The sequence below is a fragment of the Geobacillus sp. TFV-3 genome (genome assembly GCF_009901865.1).
In the GTDB taxonomy this organism is placed as follows: domain Bacteria; phylum Bacillota; class Bacilli; order Bacillales; family Anoxybacillaceae; genus Geobacillus; species Geobacillus thermoleovorans_A.
Map to the genome: position 1 here is coordinate 55,916 of NZ_MPSP01000001.1, position 22,407 is coordinate 78,322.

Consider the following 22,407-nt stretch of genomic DNA (forward strand, 5'->3'; position numbering starts at 1 on the left):
AAGAGAGGAGCGCGAGGATTGAAGCTGTTTGTCGGGCTCGGCAATCCGGGCAAGGAGTATGAGCAGACAAGGCACAATGTTGGCTTTTTCGTCATCGACGAGCTGGCGAAGCGCTGGAATGTATCGTTGAAAACCGCTAAATTTCGCGGCTTGTTCGGAACGGCGTCCGTTTCTGGTGAAAAAGTAGCATTATGCAAGCCGTTGACATATATGAATTTATCAGGAGAATGTGTTCGCCCACTGATGGATTACTACGACATTGCCATCGATGATGTCATCGTCATTTACGATGACCTCGATCTCCCGCCAGGGAAAATCCGCCTTCGCTTAAAAGGGAGTTCCGGCGGCCATAACGGCGTCAAATCGCTCATTCACCACCTTGGCACCGAGCAGTTTAAGCGCATCCGCATCGGCATCGGCCGGCCGACCGGCGGTCAGCCGGTCGCGGACTACGTGCTTGGCCGCTTTACGGAAGAGGAGAAACCGGCGGTGGACAAAGCGGTGCTGCGGGCTGCCGATGCGTGTGAACAGGCGGTGAAGGCGCCATTTATTCAAGTGATGAATGATTTTAACGAGTGAATATTTTCCTCTGAACTGGTGCACAATGTGAGTACGGGAGACAGCCGAAGCGTCGGCTTCGCCTGCCCTGTGGACGGAACAGCCCAGTGTCCAGTGAGGAGGTTGGCTTGAATGGCGCTACATTACTATTGCCGCCATTGCGGTGCAAAAGTCGGAACGATTGAGCAAATGCCGATATACAGCGAGAAACTGGGATTCCACCACTTAACGGAAGAGGAACGGCTCGAGATGATTTCGTATGAACCGAACGGCGACATTCATGTGAAGACGATTTGCGAAGACTGTCAAGAGGCGCTGGCACGAAACCCGGAATGGCATCAATACGAAAAATTCATCCATTAAGGGCGGCTTTGGGCGACCAAAGCGTTTTTGCGTTTGCGAAAGAATAGTGAAACGGAAAGAAACCGGCGTTGAGAGGAGGGAGAATAGGGGTGCTTTCGTTGCATCGCTATTTAGCTGAAAACCAAGATGTCCGTACGATCATCGAAGGGCTCCATGTCCGTTTGAAGGAACAGCTTGTTGCCGGGCTGTCCGGATCGGCCCGGTCTGTTTTTATTTCCATGCTTTACAAGGAGACAGGCCGGCCGCTGTTAGTCGTCTCTCACAATTTGTTTCAGGCGCAAAAAATGTATGACGATCTTGTTTCATTGCTCGGGCCGGAAGACGTGTTCCTTTACTCAGTGAACGAAGTGATCGCCGCTGAGATGGCGGTCGCCAGCCCGGAGCTGAAGGCACAGCGCCTAGAGATTATGAACCACTGGGCGCAAGGCGGAAAAGGAGTCGTCGTCTGCCCGGTCGCTGGCTTGCGGCGTTTGCTGCCGCCGCCGTCGCTTTGGAAGCAGTATTTGTTCTCCTTCTCCGTTGGACAAGAGTTCGATGTAGAACGTTATAAACAGAAGTTTGTGCAAATGGGGTACAAACGGGTCGGCACCGTTTCCGCCCCCGGAGAGTTCAGCGTCCGCGGCGGCATCATCGACATTTATCCATTGACTGCTGAGCTTCCGTACCGCATCGAGCTGTTTGATACGGAAATTGAATCGATTCGGACGTTCACCCCTGACGACCAACGTTCGCAAGGGCAAATCGAGCGCATCATGATCGGGCCGGCCGATGAAATCATTCTCGATGAACAGACGCGGTGCCGAGGAATCGAGCGGATTGAAGCGGGGCTTGCGTCGAGCTTGGAGACGATGAAAGATGAGGCCGCCAAACAGCGGATGTATGAGCATATTCACGCTGAGCTTGAGCAATTGCGCGAGGGGCAGGAAATCGAGCAACAATATAAATATATGTCCCTTTTTTATGAAAAGGTTGCCAGTTTGCTAGATTACCTGCCAGAAGACGGCGTGTTGCTCATGGATGAAATGAGCCGGCTGCAAGAGGCGGCAGAACGGTTGGACCGCGAAGAGGCGGAATGGTATACGAGTTTGCTTGACGGCGGGAAAATGATTCATGGCGTTCCTCTTTCGCATTCGTTTTCTGAATTATTGCAAAAACATCGGTTCCAGCGGGTATACTTATCGTTGTTTTTGCGCCATGTTCCGTATGCCCACCCACAAAACGTCGTCAATATTACGTGCAAACAAATGCAAAACTTCCATGGGCAAATGGCGCTTCTTCAATCCGAAGTCGAGCGGTGGAAAAAAGCAAACTATGCGGTCGTTTTTTTGGCCCCGAATGCAGAGCGGGTGAAAAAGCTGCAATCATTGCTTCAAGATTATGAGATTGACGCACTGCCGCTCGCGCGCGATGCGGCTTTGCTGCATGGCAAATGCCAGCTCTTTGAAGGAGATTTAAATACCGGGTTTGAATTGCCGTTGCAAAAAGTTGCCGTCATCACAGAAGAAGAGCTGTTCAAAAAACGGGTCAAACGCCCGGTGCGCCGGCAAAAGCTGTCCAACGCCGAGCGGATCAAAAGCTACGCCGAATTGCAAGTCGGCGACTACGTCGTCCATGTGAACCATGGCATCGGGAAATATTTAGGCATCGAGACGTTAGAAATCAACGGAGTGCATAAAGACTATATTCATATCCAGTACCAAGGCGGCGATACGCTGTATGTTCCGGTCGATCAAATTGATCAAGTGCAAAAATACGTCGGTTCGGAAGGGAAAGAGCCAAAAATTTACAAACTCGGTGGTTCGGAATGGAAAAAGGTCAAAAAGAAAGTGGAATCATCCGTTCAGGATATTGCCGAAGATTTAATCAAGCTGTACGCCGAGCGTGAGGCAAGCAAAGGATATGCGTTTTCGCCGGACACCGAGATGCAGCGCGAATTTGAAGCGGCGTTTCCATATCAAGAGACAGAAGATCAGCTTCGGTCGATTGAGGAAATTAAGCGTGATATGGAGAGTGACAAACCGATGGATCGCCTTCTTTGCGGCGACGTCGGCTACGGAAAGACGGAAGTGGCGTTGCGGGCGGCGTTTAAAGCCATTATGGACGGCAAACAGGTGGCCTTTCTTGTGCCGACCACGATTTTAGCCCAACAGCATTACGAAACGGTGCGCGAACGGTTTCAAGGGTTCCCAATCAACGTCGGACTGTTGAACCGTTTCCGGACGAAAAAGCAACAAGCCGAGATCATCAAAGGGCTAAAAGATGGGACGATCGATATGGTTATCGGAACGCATCGGCTGCTGTCGAAAGACGTGAAGTTTAAAGATTTAGGCTTGCTTATTATCGACGAGGAGCAGCGGTTTGGCGTGGCGCATAAAGAAAAAATCAAGCAGCTGAAGGCGAACATCGACGTGCTCACCTTAACGGCGACGCCGATTCCGCGTACGTTGCATATGTCGATGATCGGCGTGCGCGATTTGTCGATCATTGAGACGCCGCCTGAAAACCGATTCCCGGTGCAAACGTATGTCATGGAATATACGCCCGAACTTGTCAAAGAGGCGATTGAACGTGAGCTCGCCCGCGACGGGCAGGTGTTTTTCCTTTACAACCATATTGAAGACATCGATTTGAAAGCGGAAGAAATCGCACAGCTTGTCCCGGAAGCGCGCGTCACTTACGTGCATGGCCGCATGTCGGAAACGGAGCTCGAATCGACGATTTTGGCGTTTTTGGAAGGGCAATACGATGTGCTGGTGACAACGACGATCATTGAAACGGGCATCGATATTCCGAATGTCAACACGCTTATCGTCTATGACGCCGACCGGATGGGATTGTCGCAGCTGTATCAGCTGCGCGGGCGCGTCGGCCGCTCCAACCGCGTCGCTTATGCGTATTTCACCTATCGGAAAGACAAAGTGCTCAATGAAGCGGCAGAAAGGCGGTTGCAAGCCATTAAAGAGTTTACCGAGCTCGGCTCTGGTTTTAAAATTGCCATGCGCGATTTGTCGATCCGCGGAGCAGGCAACATTCTCGGCGCCGAACAGCACGGCTTTATCGACTCGGTCGGATTCGATTTGTATTCGCAAATGTTGAAAGAAGCGATCGAGAGACGGCGCGGCATCAAGCGAGAAGATGAGCAGCCGGATATCGTCATCGATGTCGAAGTCGACGCCTATATTCCGGGCACATACATTGCAGACGAGTTGCAAAAGATCGAGATGTACAAGCGATTTAAGGCAGTGGAGACGCTCGAAGACGTTGAGGCGCTGCGTGAGGAAATGGTCGACCGCTTCGGCGATTATCCAGATGAAGTTGCGTATTTGTTCCAAATTGCTGAGTTGAAGGTGTTGGCCAAGCAGCTTGGCGTCGAATCGATGAAGCAACATAAGCAGCAAATTGACATCTTGTTTACTGAACAGGCATCGAAAACGGTGGAAATCCAGCGTCTATCTGACATCGGACACCGGCATGGCCGCTTATTCGGGTTTGGCATGGACGGAGCGAAGCTGAAAATTGTGCTCTATATCAAGGAAATGAAGCCGCATGAGTGGCTGATGATTTTAGAGGAGACGCTGCGGCGGCTGTCCGGGATGGAAAAAGAGAAGTCGGTGACGGCATAATCAAGAAAAAGTTTTATCAAAATGGCCAAGATCACTTTCATCACGTATAGAACGTGGATTGTGAAGGATACTAATCACAACAATGGTGAATTCCCCATTACAAGGGCTCATCGGAGTATCCTTCAAATCCTAGATGAAAGTGAGGGTATACAAGGCATGAAAGCAACCGGTATTGTTCGCCGCATTGATGATTTAGGGAGAGTTGTCATTCCGAAGGAAATTCGCAGAACGTTGCGCATTCGCGAAGGAGATCCGCTCGAAATATTTGTTGACCGCGATGGAGAAGTCATTTTGAAAAAATATTCGCCGATCAGTGAATTAGGCGACTTTGCCAAAGAGTACGCCGAAGCGCTGTTTGACAGCCTCGGTCAGCCTGTGCTCATTTGCGACCGCGATGTATACATCGCTGTCGCCGGCGTTTCGAAAAAAGAGTATATGAACAAAAGCGTCAGCCCGTTGGTGGAAAAAGCCATGGAAGACCGCAATTCCATCCTCCATACGGAGGAAGGAGAAGTCGAGCTCGTTGACGGGATGACGGAAACGTTGAAGTCGTATACGATCGGCCCGATTGTCGCCAACGGCGATCCGATCGGAGCAGTCATCATTTTATCGCGCGAGAAAACGCTTGGCGAAGTGGAGCATAAAGCAGTAGAAACAGCCGCCAGCTTTTTGGCTCGACAAATGGAACAATAGGCGAAACGACAAGGCAGCTTCAAAGGCTGCCTTTTTTTCCGCCCGGCAAATGGGGCGTCAGATGTCTTGAATCCCGGAATCGCTTCCACATCCTGCTTTTTTCATCCGCCTAGCTTGGGGAACAGTGCATGAGCCGTGCGAGTTGACCATCACCTTTGTCCAACAGGCGGAAGTTGCGCTATAATATCGAGCGTAGCCATAATGGCGCTTGGCGGCTTCTATCGCCCTCCGGCGTCTAGGTTGAGTGGGTTGTCTATGCGAGGGGAGAAACTGGATGGGAAACGTATGGAAAGGGGCGGCGATCTTAACGGCCGCCGCTTTGGCCGCGAAACTATTAAGCGCTTTGTATCGTGTTCCGTATCAAAATATGGTCGGGGACATTGGTTTTTATATTTACCAACAAGTGTACCCGATTTATGGCATCGTCGTCGCACTCTCGCTGACCGGCTACCCGGTTGCCGTCTCGAAGCTTGTCGCCGAGCGGTTGGCGGGACAGGATGAAGCGGGCGCTGCCGCTAGTGTGCGCGTCTCTTTGTTGGTGTTAAGCGTCCTTGGCGTCATCCTGTTTGCTTCGCTGTATCTAGGGGCGGGGGGGATTGCCTCGGCGATGGGCGATGGACGGCTTACGCCCCTCGTGCGCTTGCTTTCATTTTCGTTTTTGCTGTTTCCGCCCATCGCGTTGTTGCGCGGCTATTTCCAAGGGCGGCATGATATGACGCCGACGGCGGCGTCCCAAGTTGGCGAGCAATTCGTCCGGGTGACGGCGATTTTAGGGCTGTCGTATGGAGCGGTGCAGCGCGGCGCCGACGTCTATGCTTGCGGCATGGCAGCGGTCGCAGGCACGCTAGTAGGCATGGCGGCGGCGCTTTTCATTTTGCTTTTCTTCCTGCCCCGGGGCCGGCGGCTAAAAACGGCGGACCGCACGACGCCAGCTTGGGATCGACAGGTGGGCCGGCGTTTATTGACGGCGGGGACGGTCATTTGCTTGACGAATATGGCGTTGACGCTGATTCCACTCGTCGATTCATTTTTATTCGTTCCCCTTCTACAGGAAGCGGGGGCAAGGCTCGATGAGGTGCAGCGGCTAAAAGGAGTGTACGACCGCGGTCAGCCGCTCATTCAGCTCGGCACGGTCGTCGGCACGTCGTTTTCATTGGCGCTTGTTCCACTTCTTTCCGGAGTGCGCCGCCAAGGTGCCGTTTTCGCCTATGGAGCGCTGTCCATCCGGCTTGCCGTTGTCATCGGGCTTGGTGCTTCGTTAGGGCTCATTTGCCTCATTCGACCGATCAATGCAATGTTGTTCGAGAATGACTACGGTTCGTCGGTTCTCGCCGTCTTGTCCGCCTCCGTCTTTTTTACGACGATCGCGTTGACCGCCTCTGCATTATTGCAAGGAATGGGGAGGGAATGGACGGCCGCTGCCGGCGTGGCGTTGGCAGTGGCGGGGAAGGCCGCGCTTATGCATTGGCTTGCTCCGCGGTTTGGAGCGCTTGGCGCCGCCGCGGCGACGACGGGTGCTTATTCGCTCATGGCAGGCTTTTTATACGCCTTTTTGCCGCGTGAATATCGGACGGCGGGCCGGAAATACATGTACCCAACCGTGAAAGCGGCCGTTATGATGGCCGTCGTCTTGTATGGGTATAGGTGGCTGATGGACAGCTCGAGCGAGGGGCGCCTATGGGCGGCCGCCGAGGCGCTTGGCGGGGTTGCCGTTGGTGCTGTCGTCTATCTTGCGTGCATTGTGAAAGGCCGTGTTTTTTCTGAACAGGAGTTGGCAGCTTTCCCATTGGCTAATAAATTCCGTCTACGATTAGGAGGCAGGTGATCCGCGATGAATACGATTTATGTGTTCGGCCTCGGCGCCGGAGATGTAAAACAGCTGCCGATCGGCGTGTACCGAAAGCTAAAGCGGGCGCATCCGCTCTTTTTGCGGACGAAAGAACACCCGGTGGTCAAATGGCTTACGGAGGAAGGGGTTGCGTTTACGTCATTTGATGAAGTGTATGAAAAACACGGGCAGTTTGCTGATGTGTACGCTGACATCGTCGATCGATTGACGGAACAGGCGAAGCGCGGCGATGTGTTTTACGCTGTTCCCGGCCATCCGCTTGTTGCTGAGCGGACGGTGCAGCTTCTTTTCGAAGCTGAGCGGCGCGGCGTCTGCCGAATCGTTATCGAAGGTGGTCAAAGCTTTTTGGATGCGCTGTTTACGGCGGTGCGCATCGATCCAATTGAAGGGTTTCAGTTGCTTGATGCGACGACTTTTCGAGGAGAGGAATGGTCGCCTTCACTGCATGCTGTTTTTTGTCAAGTGTACGATTCGTTTGTGGCCTCGAACGTGAAGCTTTCTTTGATGGAGCAGCTTCCCTACGATTACCCGATCTACATTGTCACCGCGGCAGGCACGAAGGACGAGCAAGTAAAGCGCGTGCCGCTTTATGAGTTGGACCGCGAGACGGGGCTTGACAACTTGACAAGCGTCTACGTGCCGCCGGTGAAGGACGAGCCGTTGCTTTACCACCGGTTTGAGACGCTGCGCCGCGTCATCGCCACGCTGAGAGGGCCGAACGGCTGTCCATGGGATCGGAAGCAGACGCATGCGTCGCTGAAGCGCTATTTGCTTGAGGAGGTGTATGAGCTGCTTGAGGCGATTGACGAGGGTGACGATGATCATATGGTCGAGGAGCTCGGCGACGTATTGCTGCAAGTGATGCTCCATGCGCAAATCGGCGCCGACCGAGGATTGTTTTCGATCGACGACGTCATCCGCACGCTGACGGCGAAAATGATCCGCCGCCATCCGCATGTGTTTGGCGATGTCACGGCCGAGACGGCCGAACAAGTCGTTGCCAACTGGGAGAAGATCAAGGAGAAAGAAAAAGGAGGCGGGCTTTCGGAATCGATTCTTGCCGACATTCCGAAAAGTTTGCCAGGGACGATGCGGGCGTACGAGCTGCAGAAACGAGCGGCGAAAGTCGGGTTTGACTGGGATGATGCCGCGCCGATATGGCAAAAAGTCGAAGAAGAAATGGCCGAGTTTCGAGCGGAAACGTCCGGCGGCCGTCGCGATCGGCTTGTCGGCGAGTTTGGCGATCTATTGTTCGCGCTCATCAACCTTGCCCGTTATTACGGGATTCAACCGGAAGAAGCGTTGCAAATGGCCAACGACAAATTTGCCCGCCGTTTCGCTTATATCGAGGAACAAGCGCGAAAAAGCGGCCGGTCGATCACCTCGTTTTCGCTCGCCGAGCTTGACCGCTTTTGGGAAGAAGCCAAAGAAAACGAACGTTAAGGGGGATCATGCAATGCGCCTTGATAAATTTTTAAAAGTGTCCCGCCTCATCAAACGCCGCACGTTGGCGAAGGAAATCGCCGATCAAGGGAGAGTGTGGATCAACGGCCATGTCGCCAAAGCGAGCTCCGATGTGAAAGTCGGCGATGAATTGACGATTCAATTTGGGCAAAAGCGGGTAACGGTAAAAGTGACGGATCTAAAAGAAACAACGAAAAAAGAGGAGGCAACCAGGCTGTACGAATTGATCCGCGAAGAACGGACCACCCCGGCGCCGGAACAAGACGACGTCTAATTTGTCCTGCAGGCTTGTTCTAAACCATCCCCCGCTGACATACATATGGTACAAACAATGGATGAGAAAAGGCGGTTGGCCTTGCCGGCTTTCTATAACTAAATGGAAATGCGGGGGATGAACATGAGTCGACACGATGAATTTGGCGGAAGCACGAACAAAGGTCCGGTCCAGGAACATGATGTGATCATGCGCGGCCGGCGCCTTCTTGACATCACCGGGGTGAAACAAGTCGAGAGCTTTGACAACGAGGAGTTTTTGCTTGAGACGGTCATGGGGTTTTTGGCCATCCGCGGGCAAAACTTGCAGATGAAAAACTTAGATGTCGACAAAGGCGTTGTTTCGATTAAAGGGCGCATTTTCGACCTTGTTTATTTAGATGACCATCAGGAGAAGGCTAAAGGATTCTTTAGCAAGTTGTTCAAATGAATGTCAGCATACAGCTGTACACCATGCTGGCGATGATTGGCATGGGCGGCTGGCTTGGCCTGGGGTGGGATACGTACAGCCGGATATTGAAACGGCATGAGCGGGCGCACTGGCTCGTCTTTGTGAATGACGTGCTGTTTTGGGCGGTGCAGGCGCTCATCGTGTTTTATGTGCTTCTGCTCGTCAATGAAGGCGAGCTTCGCTTTTATTTGTTTCTCGCGCTTTTGTGCGGATATGCCGCTTATCAAAGCTTGCTCCGCTCCTTTTATGTTCGGGTGCTCGAGTGGTTCATTGGGCTGGCGGTAAGACTCGGACAGACGCTCGTTCAGCTGTTCCGCCTCATGGTCATGCGCCCGCTCATCCTCCTTGGGCAAATGGCGCTGGCACTTCTATTGTTCGCTTGGCGGCTTTTGTTGTGGATCGTCCGGTTTGTGCTGCTGGCTGTTTGGAAGATGATCCGCCTTTTGCTTGCTCCGCTGCGTTGGACGGGCATCATGATTTGGCGGCGGGTGCCGCCGCAAAAACGAGCCGGAGTGGAAAAAATTTTTCGACGTTTAAAAGGATTTGCTGGACAAATCAAGAATACAAAAGAGAAAATAAGCATGTGGTTTGTGAAATGGCGCCAGTAAAAGAGGTGTAAATGCGATGAACATGACCCGGAGAACGAATGTGGCGAAGCTGTCGTCGACGTACATAGCGGAGCATGAGGAGAAAAAGCAGAAGGCAGCGAGAAGACGGCAGGCTGTCGCTGTCCGTTTGGTTGTCTGGTCATTGTTGTTTGCGATGTTCGCCTCCGCTCTTGTCTACACCTTGCACTCGCAAGCGAAGGCGATCGATGCAAAAACGGTGGAACAGCGAAAGCTGAAAGAGCAACTTGCGGAGCTTGAACGGAAGGAAAAGCAACTGAAAGAGGAAATGAAAAAGTTGCATGATGATGACTATATCGCCGAGCTGGCGCGGAAAAAATATTACTTATCGAAAGATGGAGAAATTATTTTCGTCTTGCCGGAAAAATAATTTTGCCTGCGAATGCCCGTTTTCTATGGGCATTCGTCATATTGACACGCATTTTTTTCATTCGCTATAATAAAAAAAACACCATCTTTAAAGCGTTTTAAGGAGGAGCACTTTTTTTATGTCGATTGAAGTAGGCAGCAAGTTACAAGGCAAGGTCACGGGCATTACGAAATTTGGCGCGTTTGTGGAGCTGCCGGAGGGGGTCACAGGACTCGTTCACATTAGCGAGGTAGCTGATAACTATGTCAAAGACATCCACGATCATCTGAAAGTCGGCGATATGGTGTATGTCAAAGTCATCAACGTCGGTCAAGATGGAAAAATCGGCTTGTCCATCCGCAAAGCAAAAGACACGCCTTCTTCGCAGCGGCCGCGCCATCGGACAAACGACCGCTCCGCGGCGGACAGCTTAGAACAAAAAATCAGCCGATTCTTAAAAGAGAGTGAAGACCGATTGGCATCGCTGCGCCGTCATACGGAGTCGAAGCGGGGAGGTCGTGGAGCGAGACGAGGGTAACTTGCTGCTGAAAGATTGTTTGAAGGATGACAAATTAGGAAACAAGCATCCGTCGCTATGGATGCTTTTTTGTTTCTGTATGGAATAAGAGGATAGATTTCCCCTTTGCATTTTCCGCCTATATGTATTGACAATCGTCATCTCCTCCGTTATGATATAAACTGTTGTCACACGGCGGTGTAGCTCAGCTGGCTAGAGCGTACGGTTCATACCCGTGAGGTCGGGGGTTCGATCCCCTCCACCGCCACCAACCATCAAAAATGGCCCGTTGGTCAAGTGGTTAAGACACCGCCCTTTCACGGCGGTAACACGGGTTCGAATCCCGTACGGGTCATCGCAAACGAGCATGCGCCATCAAGCGACATGCTCGTTTTTCTTTTTTGTCTCTTTCTGTCGGAACAAGCCTGTTGACCGCGTTTTGCCGTGGAAAGCGTCGAACGATTTTTTATTTTTCTCTGTGGTTTTGACAAATTTTTGACAATTGAAGCGATATAATAGGGGGTAATAGAAAGGTGAAGGAGAGGATCGGGAATGGAAAGAGTAGAAAGAGGGACGGTGCGCCGCAGCATTTCGGAAGTGCCGATTCATGACACGCAAGCAACGGTGTCGCGCTGGATGCGCCATGTGAAGCTGCGCCTTGGTCATCTGTTCATCCATCAAGGCTTTTTGCTTCTCCTTGTCGGCTTTTTGCTTGGACGAGCGCTGATTTTATCGAAGCTGACCCCGTTCGCTTTGCCATTTTTCGTTTCGGTCTATATGCTGCGCCGCGACAAGGCCGCTTTTGCGTTGATCTCGCTGTTGGCCGGTGCTTTGACGCTGTCGTTTGATGTGGCGCTGTTTGTCGGCGCTTCCATTTTTGGTTTTCTCTTTATTTACGGATGGGTGCGGAGGGTGATCAGTGAGTCACTGAAAATCGTTCCATTTGTTGTGTTTGTGCTGTCTCTTTCCGCCAAATGGCTAATCTCCTATTATTGGCTCGGAGAGCGGTCGGTCTACGGCGCCGCCATGTCGGTCGTCGAAGCCGGGCTGTCGCTTGTATTGACCTTGATTTTTATGCAAAGCATCCCGTTGTTGACAGTGCAGAAGCATAAACATGCGTTGCGAGCGGAAGAGATCATTTCGTTGATCATTTTGCTCGCCTCGATGTTGACCGGGATGATCGGCTGGGCTGTGTACGGTTTGTCGCTTGAGCATGTGATGTCGCGCTACCTCGTTTTGTTGTTCGCGTTTGTCGCCGGGGCGGCGACCGGTTCCACCGTCGGCGTTGTCACCGGACTTGTACTGAGCTTGGCAAATGTCGGCAACTTGTCGGAAATGAGCTTGCTTGCTTTCGCCGGGCTGCTTGGCGGGTTGCTGAGGGAAGGGAAAAAACTAGGGGTGGCGTTCGGCCTCCTCGTCGCGACGCTGTTGCTTGGTTTATACGGCGAAGGGAAGAGTGAGCTTGTGCCGACGTTGCTTGAATCCGGCATCGCCATTATGCTGTTTTTCGGTACATCCCGTTCACTGACGGAGAAAATCGCCAAATACATTCCCGGGACGGCAGAATATATAAATGAGCAGCAACAATACGTCCGGAAAATCCGTGATATGACAGTGCAACGCGTCTCGCAGTTTTCCAACGTCTTTCAGGCGCTGGCGGAAAGCTTTTCGCCTGAACCGCTTCCGGATGCCAATGAATACAGCGACCGTGAAGTCGACTATTTTTTGAGCGACATCACGGAAAAAACGTGCCAAACGTGCTTTAAGAAGACGCAATGCTGGGCGGACAACTTTCGTACAACCTATGCGTACATGAAGCAGATGATGGGCGAGGCGGACGAAAAAACATTGTCGCAAAACCATCAGTTGCTGCGCGAGTGGGAGCGGTATTGCGTCAAGGCCGGCAAAGTCGTCGACGCGATTGAAAAAGAGATGGTTGCTTATCAAGCAAACCGCAAGCTCAAACGGCAAATCCACGAAAGCCGGAAGCTTGTTGCTGAACAGCTGTTGGGCGTTTCGCAAGTGATGGACGATTTCGCCAAAGAAATGCAAAAAGAACAGGAAAATCACTATTTGCAGGAAGAACAAATTTACCATGCGCTACAAGAGTTTGGCATCGAAGTGGGCCATGTCGACATTTACAGTTTGGAAAAAGGAAATATCGATATTGAAATGAGCATTCCTTACTGCGAAGGGCGGGGTGAGTGCGAAAAACTGATCGCCCCGATGCTGTCAGATATTTTAGGAGAGACGATCGTCGTCAAGCGCGAAGAGTGTGCCGCCTACCCGAACGGCTACTGCCGCGTCGCCTTCGGCTCGACGAAAGCGTTCGTCGTCGAAACGGGCGTCGCGTTTGCCGCCAAAGGAGGGGGGTTCATTTCTGGCGACAGTTATGCAACGATTGAACTTGCTGCCGGCAAGTACGCCGTTGCCATCAGCGATGGCATGGGCAATGGGGAGCGGGCGCATGACGAAAGTCGCGAGACGCTGCGCCTGTTGCAAAAGATTTTGCAGACGGGCATGGACGAGTCGATTGCCATCAAATCGATCAATTCGATTTTGGCATTGCGGACGACAGAAGACATGTATGCGACGCTCGATTTGGCCATCATCGACTTGCAAAACGCGGCGACGAAGTTTTTGAAAATCGGATCGACGCCAAGCTTTATTAAGCGCGGTGACAAGGTGATGAAAGTGGAAGCGAGCAACTTGCCGATGGGCATCATTAAAGAAGTGGAATTTGACGTTGTCACCGAGCAGCTGAAATCGGGCGACTTGCTCATTATGATGAGCGATGGTGTATTTGAAGGGCCGATGAACGTCGAAAACCATGATGTTTGGATGAAGCGGAAAATTCAAGAATTAAAGACGAACGACCCGCAGGAAGTCGCCGATTTGATCATGGAGGAAGTGATCCGCCAATGCGGCGGCGAGATTGAAGACGATATGACCGTCGTTGTCGCCAAAGTGCGGCATAATACGCCGAAATGGGCGACGATTCCGGCATACATGTATATGAAAAAGGCGCAATAGCTAGCGTATAAAAACGTTCCCCTGCGGCGATGATGGTAATACATTCGCCAAGGAGGGAACGAACGTGCGAAAGGGAACATTGCGGCAAATTTTGCTCATTACCGATGGCTGCTCCAATCATGGTGAGGACCCAGCCGCCATGGCGGCGCTAGCCCGTGAGCAAGGCATTACGGTGAACGTGATCGGCATCTTGGACCAAGGCGCGATGGATGAAAATGGACGGCGGGAAATTGAAGCGATCGCCGCGGCTGGCGGCGGGATGAGCCAAGTCGTGTACGCGAAACAGCTGTCGCAAACGGTGCAAATGGTGACGCGCCAAGCGATGACTCAGACGTTGCAAGGGCTCGTCAATCGCGAGTTGAAACAAATCTTTGGTTCTGACGTTTCACTTGAGGACTTGCCGCCGGACAAGCGCGGCCAAGTGATGGAAGTCGTCGATGAACTCGGGGAAACGGTTGCTCTGGATGTGCTCATTTTAATCGATACGAGCGGGAGCATGAAAACAAAACTGCCGACCGTCAAAGAGGCGCTTATCGATTTATCGCTCAGCTTAAATGCGCGCATGGGCGAAAACCGCTTTTCGGTGTTTATCTTCCCGGGAAAACGGGCGCATGCCGAAAAAATGATCGACTGGACGCCAAGGATTGAAGAGTTGTCCACCATCTTTCCGAAATTGGCGTCGGGCGGGCTGACGCCGACCGGACCGGCGTTGCGCGAGGCAATCGCCTATTTTGAGCGTAAACGGTCGTTAAGGAGCTGGATCGGCGATGGCGATGAGCCATACATCGAAGAATCGTCTTTGTAATTTGCCGCCTGGTACGGTCATCACTGGGAAATGGCACGGCCGTTCCTACCGGCTGCTGCGGCGGCTTGGCAACGGGGCGAACGGCGTTGTCTATTTGGCGGAGAACGGCGGGACTCGCGTCGCCGTCAAGTTGAGCGATGACTATGCGTCATTGACATCGGAAATGAATATATTGCGCCGTTTTGCTAAGGTCCAGGGAGCCGCCCTCGGGCCTTCTTTGCTGGAAGCCGATGACTGGCAAAGCCCGTTTGCGCGGGAGACGATCCCGTTTTATGTGATGGAGTATATTGAAGGGGAGAATTTCGCTACTTTCATCCGCCGACGTGGAAAAGAATGGGCGCCCGTGCTCGTGATGCAGCTGTTGTCGGTGCTTGATCGGCTTCATCAAGAAGGATGGATATTTGGGGATTTAAAGCCGGATAATTTGATTGTTACCGGGTCGCCGCCGTCGGTTCGGTTGCTTGATGTGGGCGGGACGACCCTGCAAGGAAGGGCGGTAAAAGAGTTTACTGAGCTGTATGACCGCGGCTATTGGGGGCTTGGATCGCGCAAAGCGGAGCCATCTTACGACTTGTTTGCGGCGGCGATGGTGATGATTTCTTCTTGCTGCCCGGGGCCGATTGAGAAAAAGGGGGACGGTCGGGCGCAACTGTTGTCCATCATCGAAACGGACCGCTTTTTAACCCGATACAAGGAAGTGCTGCAAAAGGCGCTTGATGGCCGATATCGAAAGGCGGCCGATATGCGTCGCGACTTATTGGCCGCCTCTTCCCGCCATACATCGACGAAAAACGAAAGAAAGGCAGTGCCAAGCCGTCGGTCAGGGCGGCAGGTGAAACGGCGCCGCCAAGCGAGAGGGATTGTCGAAACGGTGGTCATCGCTGCCGCATTGCTGGGCGCTTATGCTTTTTATATATATTGGCAGCTGGCGATGTAATTTTTTTGAGAAAACAGGGCGGACGTGTTACGATGAAGCTGAACGAAACGCAAAGAGGTTGGCTCGGATGATCGACAAAGTGCGCGCCTTTATCCACAGGCATCAACTGCTTTCAGAAGGAGCGGCCGTCATCGTTGGCGTTTCCGGAGGCCCGGATTCGCTTGCGTTGCTGCACGTTTTGTTGTCGCTGCGCGACGAATGGAAGCTTCAGGTCATAGCGGCCCATGTTGACCACATGTTTCGTGGGCGGGAGTCAGAAGAAGAGATGGAGTTTGTGAAACGTTTTTGCGTGGAGCGCCGTATTTTATGTGAGACTGCGAAAATCGACGTCCCGGCCTTTCAGCGCAGCGCAGATCTCGGCGCCCAAGAGGCGGCGCGGATCTGCCGCTACCGCTTTTTTGCCGAACTGATGGAAAAGCATCAAGCGGGGTACGTCGCCGTAGGCCATCATGGCGACGATCAAATCGAGACGATTTTAATGCGGCTTGTGCGCGGCAGCACAAGCAAAGGATACGCCGGCATTCCCGTCAAACGGCCGTTTCACGGCGGCTATCTCATCCGTCCGTTTTTGGCTGTCAGCCGGGCGGAGATTGAAGCGTATTGCCGTCAGATGGGGCTGTCTCCACGCCGCGATCCGAGCAATGAAAAAGACGATTATACGCGCAACCGGTTCCGCCATCATATTGTCCCGTTGCTACGGGAGGAAAATCCGCGCCTGCACGAGCGTTTTCAGCAATACAGCGAAATGATGGCGGAAGATGAGCAGTTTTTGGAGGAATTAGCCGCGGACGCGCTGAATAAAGTAATGGAAAAACAACACCGCGATGCGGCGCTTTCCATCGGACCATTTTTGGCGTTGCCGCGACCGCTGCAGCGCCGGGTGCTGCAGCTGTTGCTTCTCCGTCTTTATGGCGGCGTTCCGCCGACATTGACTTCCGTACATATCGGCCATATACTGATGCTTTGTGAGCGCGGCCGCCCTTCCGGAATGATCGATTTGCCAAAAGGGCTCAAAGTGATTCGCTCGTACGACCGCTGTTTGTTTACTTTTGGCGCAGAAAACGGCGAGAAAGGCTATTGGTTTGAACTGCCGGTTCCGGCGCTATTGCCCCTCCCAAACGGCTATGCAATCATCAGTGAATTTGGGGAACACTATCCAAGAAAGCAAGCCGGGAATGATTGGTTCGTCGTGGATCCTGCTTCTGTCTCCTTGCCGCTTCGCGTGCGGACGCGTCGGCGTGGCGACCGGATGGTGCTTAAAGGGACGGGGGGAACGAAAAAATTGAAAGAAATTTTCATTGAAGCAAAAATTCCGCGGATGGAAAGGGATCGCTGGCCGATTGTCGAAGATGCCGACGGCCGCATCCTTTGGGTGCCTGGCTTGAAAAAATCGGCTTTGGAAGCGCAAAACCGTGGGCAAGCCCGCTATATTTTGCTGCACTATCAGGCGATGAACAGCTAGGAGGAAAAAAGATGGGGATGAAAGACGATATTCAAAAAGTGTTGATCACTGAAGAGGAAATTCAGGCAAAAGTCAAAGAACTCGGAGGTTTGTTAACGAAAGAATATGAAGGCCGTTTTCCGCTCGCTGTCGGCGTCCTCAAAGGGGCGATGCCGTTTATGGCCGACTTGCTCAAACATATTGATACATATTTGGAAATGGATTTTATGGACGTATCAAGCTATGGCAATGCGACCGTTTCATCCGGTGAAGTGAAAATCGTCAAAGACTTGAACACATCCGTCGAAGGACGCGATATTTTGATCATTGAGGATATTATCGACAGCGGGCTGACGCTCAGCTATTTGGTCGATTTGTTTCGCTATCGGAAGGCGAATTCGATCAAAATCGTCACGCTTCTTGACAAGCCGTCTGGACGGAAGGCGGACATTCAAGCCGATTACACGGGATTTATCGTCCCGGATGAATTCGTCGTCGGCTATGGGCTCGATTACGCGGAAAAATACCGCAACCTCCCGTTTATCGGCGTCTTAAAGCCGGAAGTGTACCAAAAGTAGAACGGTTGCTGGGCGACGGCCGAATTGTTTGTATTGAAACAAATTTCTATGATAGTATTGAGTATAGTGTGTTTCATATGGGAGGAGGCAAGAAATGAACCGGATTTTCCGCAATACCATCTTTTATTTGCTGATTTTCCTCGTCGTGATCGGCGTCGTCAGCTTTTTTAACGGCACGAACCAGCGGACCGAGCCGATGACGTACGATGCGTTCATTACTCATCTGGAAAGCGGGGATGTCAAGTCGTTTTCCATTAAGCCGGAGCGCGGCGTATATGAAATCAAAGGCCAGTTGAAAACATATAGCGAAGGGCAGTACTTTTCCACCTACGTCATGAACAGCGACAAAGTGCTTGACCGCATCGATGCGGCGGCGGCGCGGACGCGGGTGGAAGTCGTGCCAGCGGACGAAACGAGCGGATGGGTGACGTTTTTCACTTCCATCATTCCATTTGTTATTATTTTTATTTTGTTCTTCTTCCTTTTGAACCAGGCACAGGGTGGCGGCAGCCGGGTGATGAATTTCGGCAAAAGCCGGGCGCGGCTGTATACGGATGACAAGCGGAAAGTCCGCTTCCGCGATGTGGCTGGGGCAGATGAGGAAAAGGAAGAGTTGGTGGAAATCGTCGAGTTTTTAAAAGATCCGCGCAAGTTTGCGGAACTTGGCGCCCGCATTCCGAAAGGGGTATTGCTCGTTGGGCCGCCCGGAACCGGGAAAACGTTGTTGGCGCGCGCGGTTGCTGGAGAAGCGGGCGTGCCGTTTTTCTCGATCAGCGGGTCGGATTTCGTGGAAATGTTCGTCGGGGTCGGGGCATCGCGGGTGCGCGATTTATTTGAGACGGCGAAAAAAAATGCCCCGTGCATCATCTTCATTGACGAGATCGACGCCGTCGGCCGCCAGCGCGGCGCCGGCCTTGGCGGCGGCCATGACGAGCGTGAGCAGACGCTCAACCAACTGCTCGTCGAAATGGACGGCTTTAACGGCAACGAAGGGATCATTATTATCGCGGCCACCAACCGGCCGGACATTTTAGACCCGGCGCTGTTGCGCCCGGGTCGCTTCGACCGGCAGATTACCGTCGACCGCCCGGACGTCAAAGGGCGCGAAGCGGTGTTGCGCGTGCATGCCCGCAACAAGCCGCTCGATGAATCGGTTGACTTGAAGACAATCGCGATGCGGACGCCTGGATTTTCCGGCGCCGACTTGGAAAACTTGCTGAATGAGGCGGCGCTCGTTGCAGCGCGCCGCAACAAAAAGAAAATTGATATGAGCGACATCGACGAGGCGACGGACCGGGTGATTGCGGGCCCGGCGAAAAAAAGTCGCGTCATTTCGGAAAAAGAACGGCGCATCGTCGCGTTTCACGAAGCTGGGCATACGGTCATCGGCATGGTGCTTGCCGATGCGGAAATGGTGCATAAAGTGACGATTGTGCCGCGCGGCCAAGCCGGAGGCTATGCAGTCATGCTGCCGAAAGAAGACCGCTACTTTATGACGAAAGCCGAACTGATGGATAAAATCACCGGACTGCTCGGCGGGCGCGTTGCCGAGGAAATCGTGTTTAATGAAGTGAGTACAGGGGCTCATAACGATTTTCAGCGGGCGACAAACATCGCGCGTCGGATGGTGACAGAGTTCGGCATGAGCGAAAAGCTTGGTCCCCTGCAATTCGGCCAGCCGACTGGTCAAGTGTTTTTAGGACGCGACTTACACAACGAGCAAAACTACAGCGATAAAATCGCCTATGAAATTGACTTAGAGATTCAGCGCATCATTAAAGAGTGTTATGAAAAAGCGAAACAAATTTTAACCCAGCATCGGGACAAATTGGATTTGATCGCCAACACGCTGTTAGAAGTCGAGACGCTCGATGCGGAGCAAATTAAACATTTGTTCGAACATGGCACGTTGCCGCCGGACCGCAACGGAAACAACAGGGCTGATCAAGATAAAGGCGACGTGAAAATTAACATTCAAAAGAAAGAGTAATCGATGTCTCTGTTCGGAGGCATCTTTTTTTTGCCGGCGGCCTAGGGAAAGAAGGACAGTTTTTTTCCCGTAAGTATGATATGATAAAGAATGGGAATTTATCGAGGAAAAGCGAGGAATGAAGCGATGATTTTTGTATTGGACGTCGGCAATACAAACACGGTGTTAGGGGTGTATGACGGGGACGAACTGAAACATCATTGGCGCATTGAAACAAGCCGCTCGAAAACGGAAGACGAATACGGCATGATGATCAAAGCGCTCTTGAACCATGTCGGTTTGCAGTTTTCCGACATTCGAGGCATTATCATTTCCTCGGTCGTGCCGCCGATTATGTTTGCTCTTGAACGCATGTGTCTAAAATATTTCCATATCAAACCGCTCATCGTCGGCCCCGGCATTAAAACCGGGCTCGACATCAAATATGACAATCCGCGCGAGGTGGGCGCTGACCGGATTGTCAACGCGGTCGCCGGCATCCATTTGTACGGCAGCCCGCTCATTATCGTCGACTTTGGCACGGCAACGACGTATTGTTATATTAATGAACATAAACAATATATGGGAGGGGCCATTGCCCCGGGAATTATGATCTCGACGGAGGCTCTGTTTGCGCGAGCAGCGAAATTGCCGCGCATTGAAATCGCCCGTCCGGATGATATCATCGGCAAAAATACGGTCAGCGCCATGCAAGCCGGCATTTTGTACGGCTATGTCGGACAAGTGGAAGGCATCGTGTCGCGAATGAAGGCGAAAAGCAAAGTTCCGCCGAAGGTGATTGCCACCGGCGGTCTCGCGCCGCTTATTGCCAGCGAATCGGACGTCATTGATGTCGTTGATCCATTTTTGACGCTGACCGGCTTAAAACTGTTGTATGAGAAAAACACCGAGAAAAAAGGATGAAGGGTTTGATGACGATGGGAGACTATTTAGTGAAAGCGCTCGCTTACGATGGACAAGTGAGAGCGTATGCCGCAAGAACGACGGAAACCGTCGCCGAGGCGCAGCGCCGCCACCAAACGTGGCCGACCGCCTCAGCGGCCCTTGGTCGAGCGTTGACCGCCGGTGTCATGATGGGAGCGATGCTGAAAGGCGAGGAAATGTTGACGATTAAAATTGACGGCGGCGGCCCGATCGGCGTCATTTTGGTTGACAGCAACGCCAGAGGGGAAGTGCGTGGCTATGTAACGAATCCGCATGTGGATTTTGAGCTGAACGAGCATGGGAAGCTCGATGTCGCCCGGGCGGTCGGCAAAAATGGGATGTTGACAGTTGTGAAGGATCTTGGGCTGCGCGACTTTTTCACCGGACAAGTGCCGCTTATCTCCGGGGAGCTCGGTGATGATTTTACGTATTATTTTGCTTCGTCCGAACAAATTCCGTCATCGGTTGGCGTCGGGGTGCTCGTCAATCCCGACCATACCATCCGAGCCGCCGGAGGATTTATCATCCAGCTGATGCCCGGGACGGAGGAGAACACGATCATTCGCATTGAAGAGCGGCTGAAACAAATTCCACCTGTCTCGCGCATGATTGAAAGCGGACTCGGACCGGAGCAAATGCTCGAGCAGTTGTTGGGCGACGGGGGTGTGCGCGTGCTGGAAACGATGCCGGTGTCATTCGTCTGTCGCTGTTCGCGCGAGCGGATCGCTGATGCTCTTATCAGCCTAGGACCCGAGGAAATCCAAGATATCATCGACAAAGAAGGGCAGGCGGAAGCTTCGTGCCATTTTTGCAATGAAACGTACCATTTCGACAAAGCCGAACTGGAACAGTTGAGACAACTGGCAAAAAAAGAATGAAAACAGTAAAATGATTGACAATTACGCCAATAGTTGATACATTGGATACAAAGTCGATAAAATTAATGGGGATTAGAGGTGGAACAATGGCACGCACAGTCAACTCGATAACCGAATTGATCGGTGATACGCCGGCCGTGAAACTAAACCGCATCGTTGATGAAGACAGCGCGGATGTGTATTTGAAACTGGAATTTATGAACCCGGGCAGCAGCGTCAAAGACCGGATCGCGTTGGCGATGATTGAAGCGGCGGAAAAAGCGGGCAAGCTGAAGCCGGGCGACACGATCGTTGAGCCGACAAGCGGCAACACTGGAATTGGTTTGGCGATGGTGGCGGCGGCGAAAGGGTATAAAGCGGTGCTAGTCATGCCGGATACGATGAGCTTGGAGCGCCGCAACCTGCTGCGGGCGTATGGAGCCGAGCTTGTGCTTACACCGGGCGCACAAGGAATGCGCGGAGCAATCGCAAAGGCGGAAGAACTCGTCCGCGAGCACGGCTACTTTATGCCGCAACAATTTAAAAACGAGGCGAACCCGGAAATCCATCGCTTGACGACCGGGAAAGAGATCGTGGAGCAAATGGGCGACCAGCTTGATGCGTTTGTTGCCGGCGTCGGCACGGGCGGAACGATCACCGGAGCAGGCAAAGTATTGCGTGAAGCATATCCGAACATTAAAATTTACGCCGTTGAGCCAGCGGATTCGCCCGTCTTGTCGGGAGGAAAACCGGGTCCGCACAAAATTCAAGGGATCGGCGCTGGCTTTGTTCCGGATATTTTGGATACGAGCATTTACGATGGGGTTATTACGGTAACGACGGAAGAAGCGTTTGCGGCGGCCCGCCGCGCGGCTCGCGAGGAAGGCATTCTCGGCGGCATTTCGTCCGGCGCTGCGATTCATGCGGCATTGAAAGTGGCAAAAGAGCTCGGCAAAGGGAAAAAAGTGCTCGCCATCATCCCGAGCAACGGCGAACGGTATTTGAGTACGCCTCTTTACCAATTTGAAGACTAAGCAAGACTTTTTCGGCAGGGGCAGCCCTGTCGAATTTTTTTA

General features: G+C 52.5%; 20 protein-coding genes and 2 tRNA genes. All 22 read left to right on the forward strand.

Features of this window, described 5'->3' with window-relative positions:
• The first annotated feature begins 18 nt into the window (after positions 1-18).
• A complete protein-coding gene (gene pth / locus BJQ97_RS00280) occupies positions 19-579 on the forward strand; it encodes an aminoacyl-tRNA hydrolase (protein ID WP_160155110.1) in 561 nt (186 codons plus the stop codon).
• 111 nt (positions 580-690) lie between these two features.
• Positions 691-921 carry an anti-sigma-F factor Fin gene (fin, locus tag BJQ97_RS00285; protein WP_011229562.1) on the forward strand — a complete coding sequence of 77 codons (231 nt, stop codon included), beginning with the start codon at positions 691-693 and terminating at the stop codon, positions 919-921.
• An 89-nt stretch (positions 922-1,010) separates the two neighbouring features.
• The gene (gene mfd, locus BJQ97_RS00290) at positions 1,011-4,544 is read left to right on the forward strand and encodes a transcription-repair coupling factor (RefSeq protein WP_160155111.1); all 3,534 of its coding nucleotides are present in this window, start codon (positions 1,011-1,013) and stop codon (positions 4,542-4,544) included.
• A 156-nt stretch (positions 4,545-4,700) separates the two neighbouring features.
• Complete coding sequence (spoVT, locus tag BJQ97_RS00295) at positions 4,701-5,237, forward strand: stage V sporulation protein T (RefSeq protein ID WP_011229564.1); 537 nt, start codon at positions 4,701-4,703, stop codon at positions 5,235-5,237.
• Between the two features lie 274 nt (positions 5,238-5,511).
• The gene (locus tag BJQ97_RS00300) at positions 5,512-7,062 is read left to right on the forward strand and encodes a putative polysaccharide biosynthesis protein (protein WP_160155112.1); all 1,551 of its coding nucleotides are present in this window, start codon (positions 5,512-5,514) and stop codon (positions 7,060-7,062) included.
• Positions 7,063-7,068: 6 nt separating this feature from the next.
• Positions 7,069-8,529 carry a bifunctional methyltransferase/pyrophosphohydrolase YabN gene (gene yabN, locus BJQ97_RS00305; RefSeq protein WP_160155113.1) on the forward strand — a complete coding sequence of 487 codons (1,461 nt, stop codon included), beginning with the start codon at positions 7,069-7,071 and terminating at the stop codon, positions 8,527-8,529.
• 13 nt (positions 8,530-8,542) lie between these two features.
• On the forward strand, positions 8,543-8,824 hold the full coding sequence (locus BJQ97_RS00310) for an RNA-binding S4 domain-containing protein (RefSeq protein WP_160155114.1): 282 nt from the start codon (positions 8,543-8,545) through the stop codon (positions 8,822-8,824).
• A gap of 123 nt (positions 8,825-8,947) precedes the next feature.
• Positions 8,948-9,253 (forward strand): sporulation protein YabP, encoded by a 306-nt coding sequence (gene yabP / locus BJQ97_RS00315; RefSeq protein WP_012820452.1) that lies wholly within the window; start codon positions 8,948-8,950, stop codon positions 9,251-9,253.
• Complete coding sequence (yabQ, locus tag BJQ97_RS00320; RefSeq protein ID WP_160155115.1) at positions 9,250-9,882, forward strand: spore cortex biosynthesis protein YabQ; 633 nt, start codon at positions 9,250-9,252, stop codon at positions 9,880-9,882. The genes yabP and yabQ overlap by 4 nt, the downstream gene beginning before the upstream one ends.
• A 16-nt stretch (positions 9,883-9,898) precedes the next feature.
• A complete protein-coding gene (locus tag BJQ97_RS00325; RefSeq protein WP_160155116.1) occupies positions 9,899-10,270 on the forward strand; it encodes an FtsB family cell division protein in 372 nt (123 codons plus the stop codon).
• Between the two features lie 118 nt (positions 10,271-10,388).
• Positions 10,389-10,787: a S1 domain-containing RNA-binding protein gene (locus tag BJQ97_RS00330; protein ID WP_025950917.1), complete on the forward strand. Its 399-nt coding sequence runs from the start codon at positions 10,389-10,391 to the stop codon at positions 10,785-10,787.
• A 173-nt stretch (positions 10,788-10,960) separates the two neighbouring features.
• Positions 10,961-11,037: transfer RNA gene (locus BJQ97_RS00335), tRNA-Met, on the forward strand.
• A 12-nt stretch (positions 11,038-11,049) separates the two neighbouring features.
• A tRNA-Glu gene (locus BJQ97_RS00340) sits at positions 11,050-11,121 on the forward strand.
• Positions 11,122-11,318: 197 nt separating this feature from the next.
• On the forward strand, positions 11,319-13,799 hold the full coding sequence (gene spoIIE / locus BJQ97_RS00345; RefSeq protein WP_160155117.1) for a stage II sporulation protein E: 2,481 nt from the start codon (positions 11,319-11,321) through the stop codon (positions 13,797-13,799).
• Positions 13,800-13,863: 64 nt separating this feature from the next.
• On the forward strand, positions 13,864-14,604 hold the full coding sequence (locus tag BJQ97_RS00350) for a vWA domain-containing protein (RefSeq protein WP_011229573.1): 741 nt from the start codon (positions 13,864-13,866) through the stop codon (positions 14,602-14,604).
• Entirely contained in the window at positions 14,567-15,541 is a 975-nt protein-coding gene (locus tag BJQ97_RS00355) for a serine/threonine protein kinase (protein ID WP_160155118.1), read from the forward strand. Before BJQ97_RS00350 ends, BJQ97_RS00355 begins: the two co-directional genes overlap by 38 nt.
• 67 nt (positions 15,542-15,608) lie before the next feature.
• Positions 15,609-17,003 carry a tRNA lysidine(34) synthetase TilS gene (gene tilS, locus BJQ97_RS00360; RefSeq protein WP_160155119.1) on the forward strand — a complete coding sequence of 465 codons (1,395 nt, stop codon included), beginning with the start codon at positions 15,609-15,611 and terminating at the stop codon, positions 17,001-17,003.
• 11 nt (positions 17,004-17,014) lie between these two features.
• A complete protein-coding gene (gene hpt, locus BJQ97_RS00365; RefSeq protein WP_160155120.1) occupies positions 17,015-17,560 on the forward strand; it encodes a hypoxanthine phosphoribosyltransferase in 546 nt (181 codons plus the stop codon).
• A 94-nt stretch (positions 17,561-17,654) separates the two neighbouring features.
• The gene (ftsH, locus tag BJQ97_RS00370; protein WP_160155121.1) at positions 17,655-19,550 is read left to right on the forward strand and encodes an ATP-dependent zinc metalloprotease FtsH; all 1,896 of its coding nucleotides are present in this window, start codon (positions 17,655-17,657) and stop codon (positions 19,548-19,550) included.
• A gap of 126 nt (positions 19,551-19,676) precedes the next feature.
• Positions 19,677-20,453: a type III pantothenate kinase gene (locus tag BJQ97_RS00375; RefSeq protein ID WP_160155122.1), complete on the forward strand. Its 777-nt coding sequence runs from the start codon at positions 19,677-19,679 to the stop codon at positions 20,451-20,453.
• Between the two features lie 8 nt (positions 20,454-20,461).
• Positions 20,462-21,352 (forward strand): Hsp33 family molecular chaperone HslO, encoded by an 891-nt coding sequence (hslO, locus tag BJQ97_RS00380; RefSeq protein ID WP_160157505.1) that lies wholly within the window; start codon positions 20,462-20,464, stop codon positions 21,350-21,352.
• An 86-nt stretch (positions 21,353-21,438) separates the two neighbouring features.
• Positions 21,439-22,365: a cysteine synthase A gene (gene cysK, locus BJQ97_RS00385; protein WP_011229580.1), complete on the forward strand. Its 927-nt coding sequence runs from the start codon at positions 21,439-21,441 to the stop codon at positions 22,363-22,365.
• Positions 22,366-22,407 lie beyond the last annotated feature (42 nt).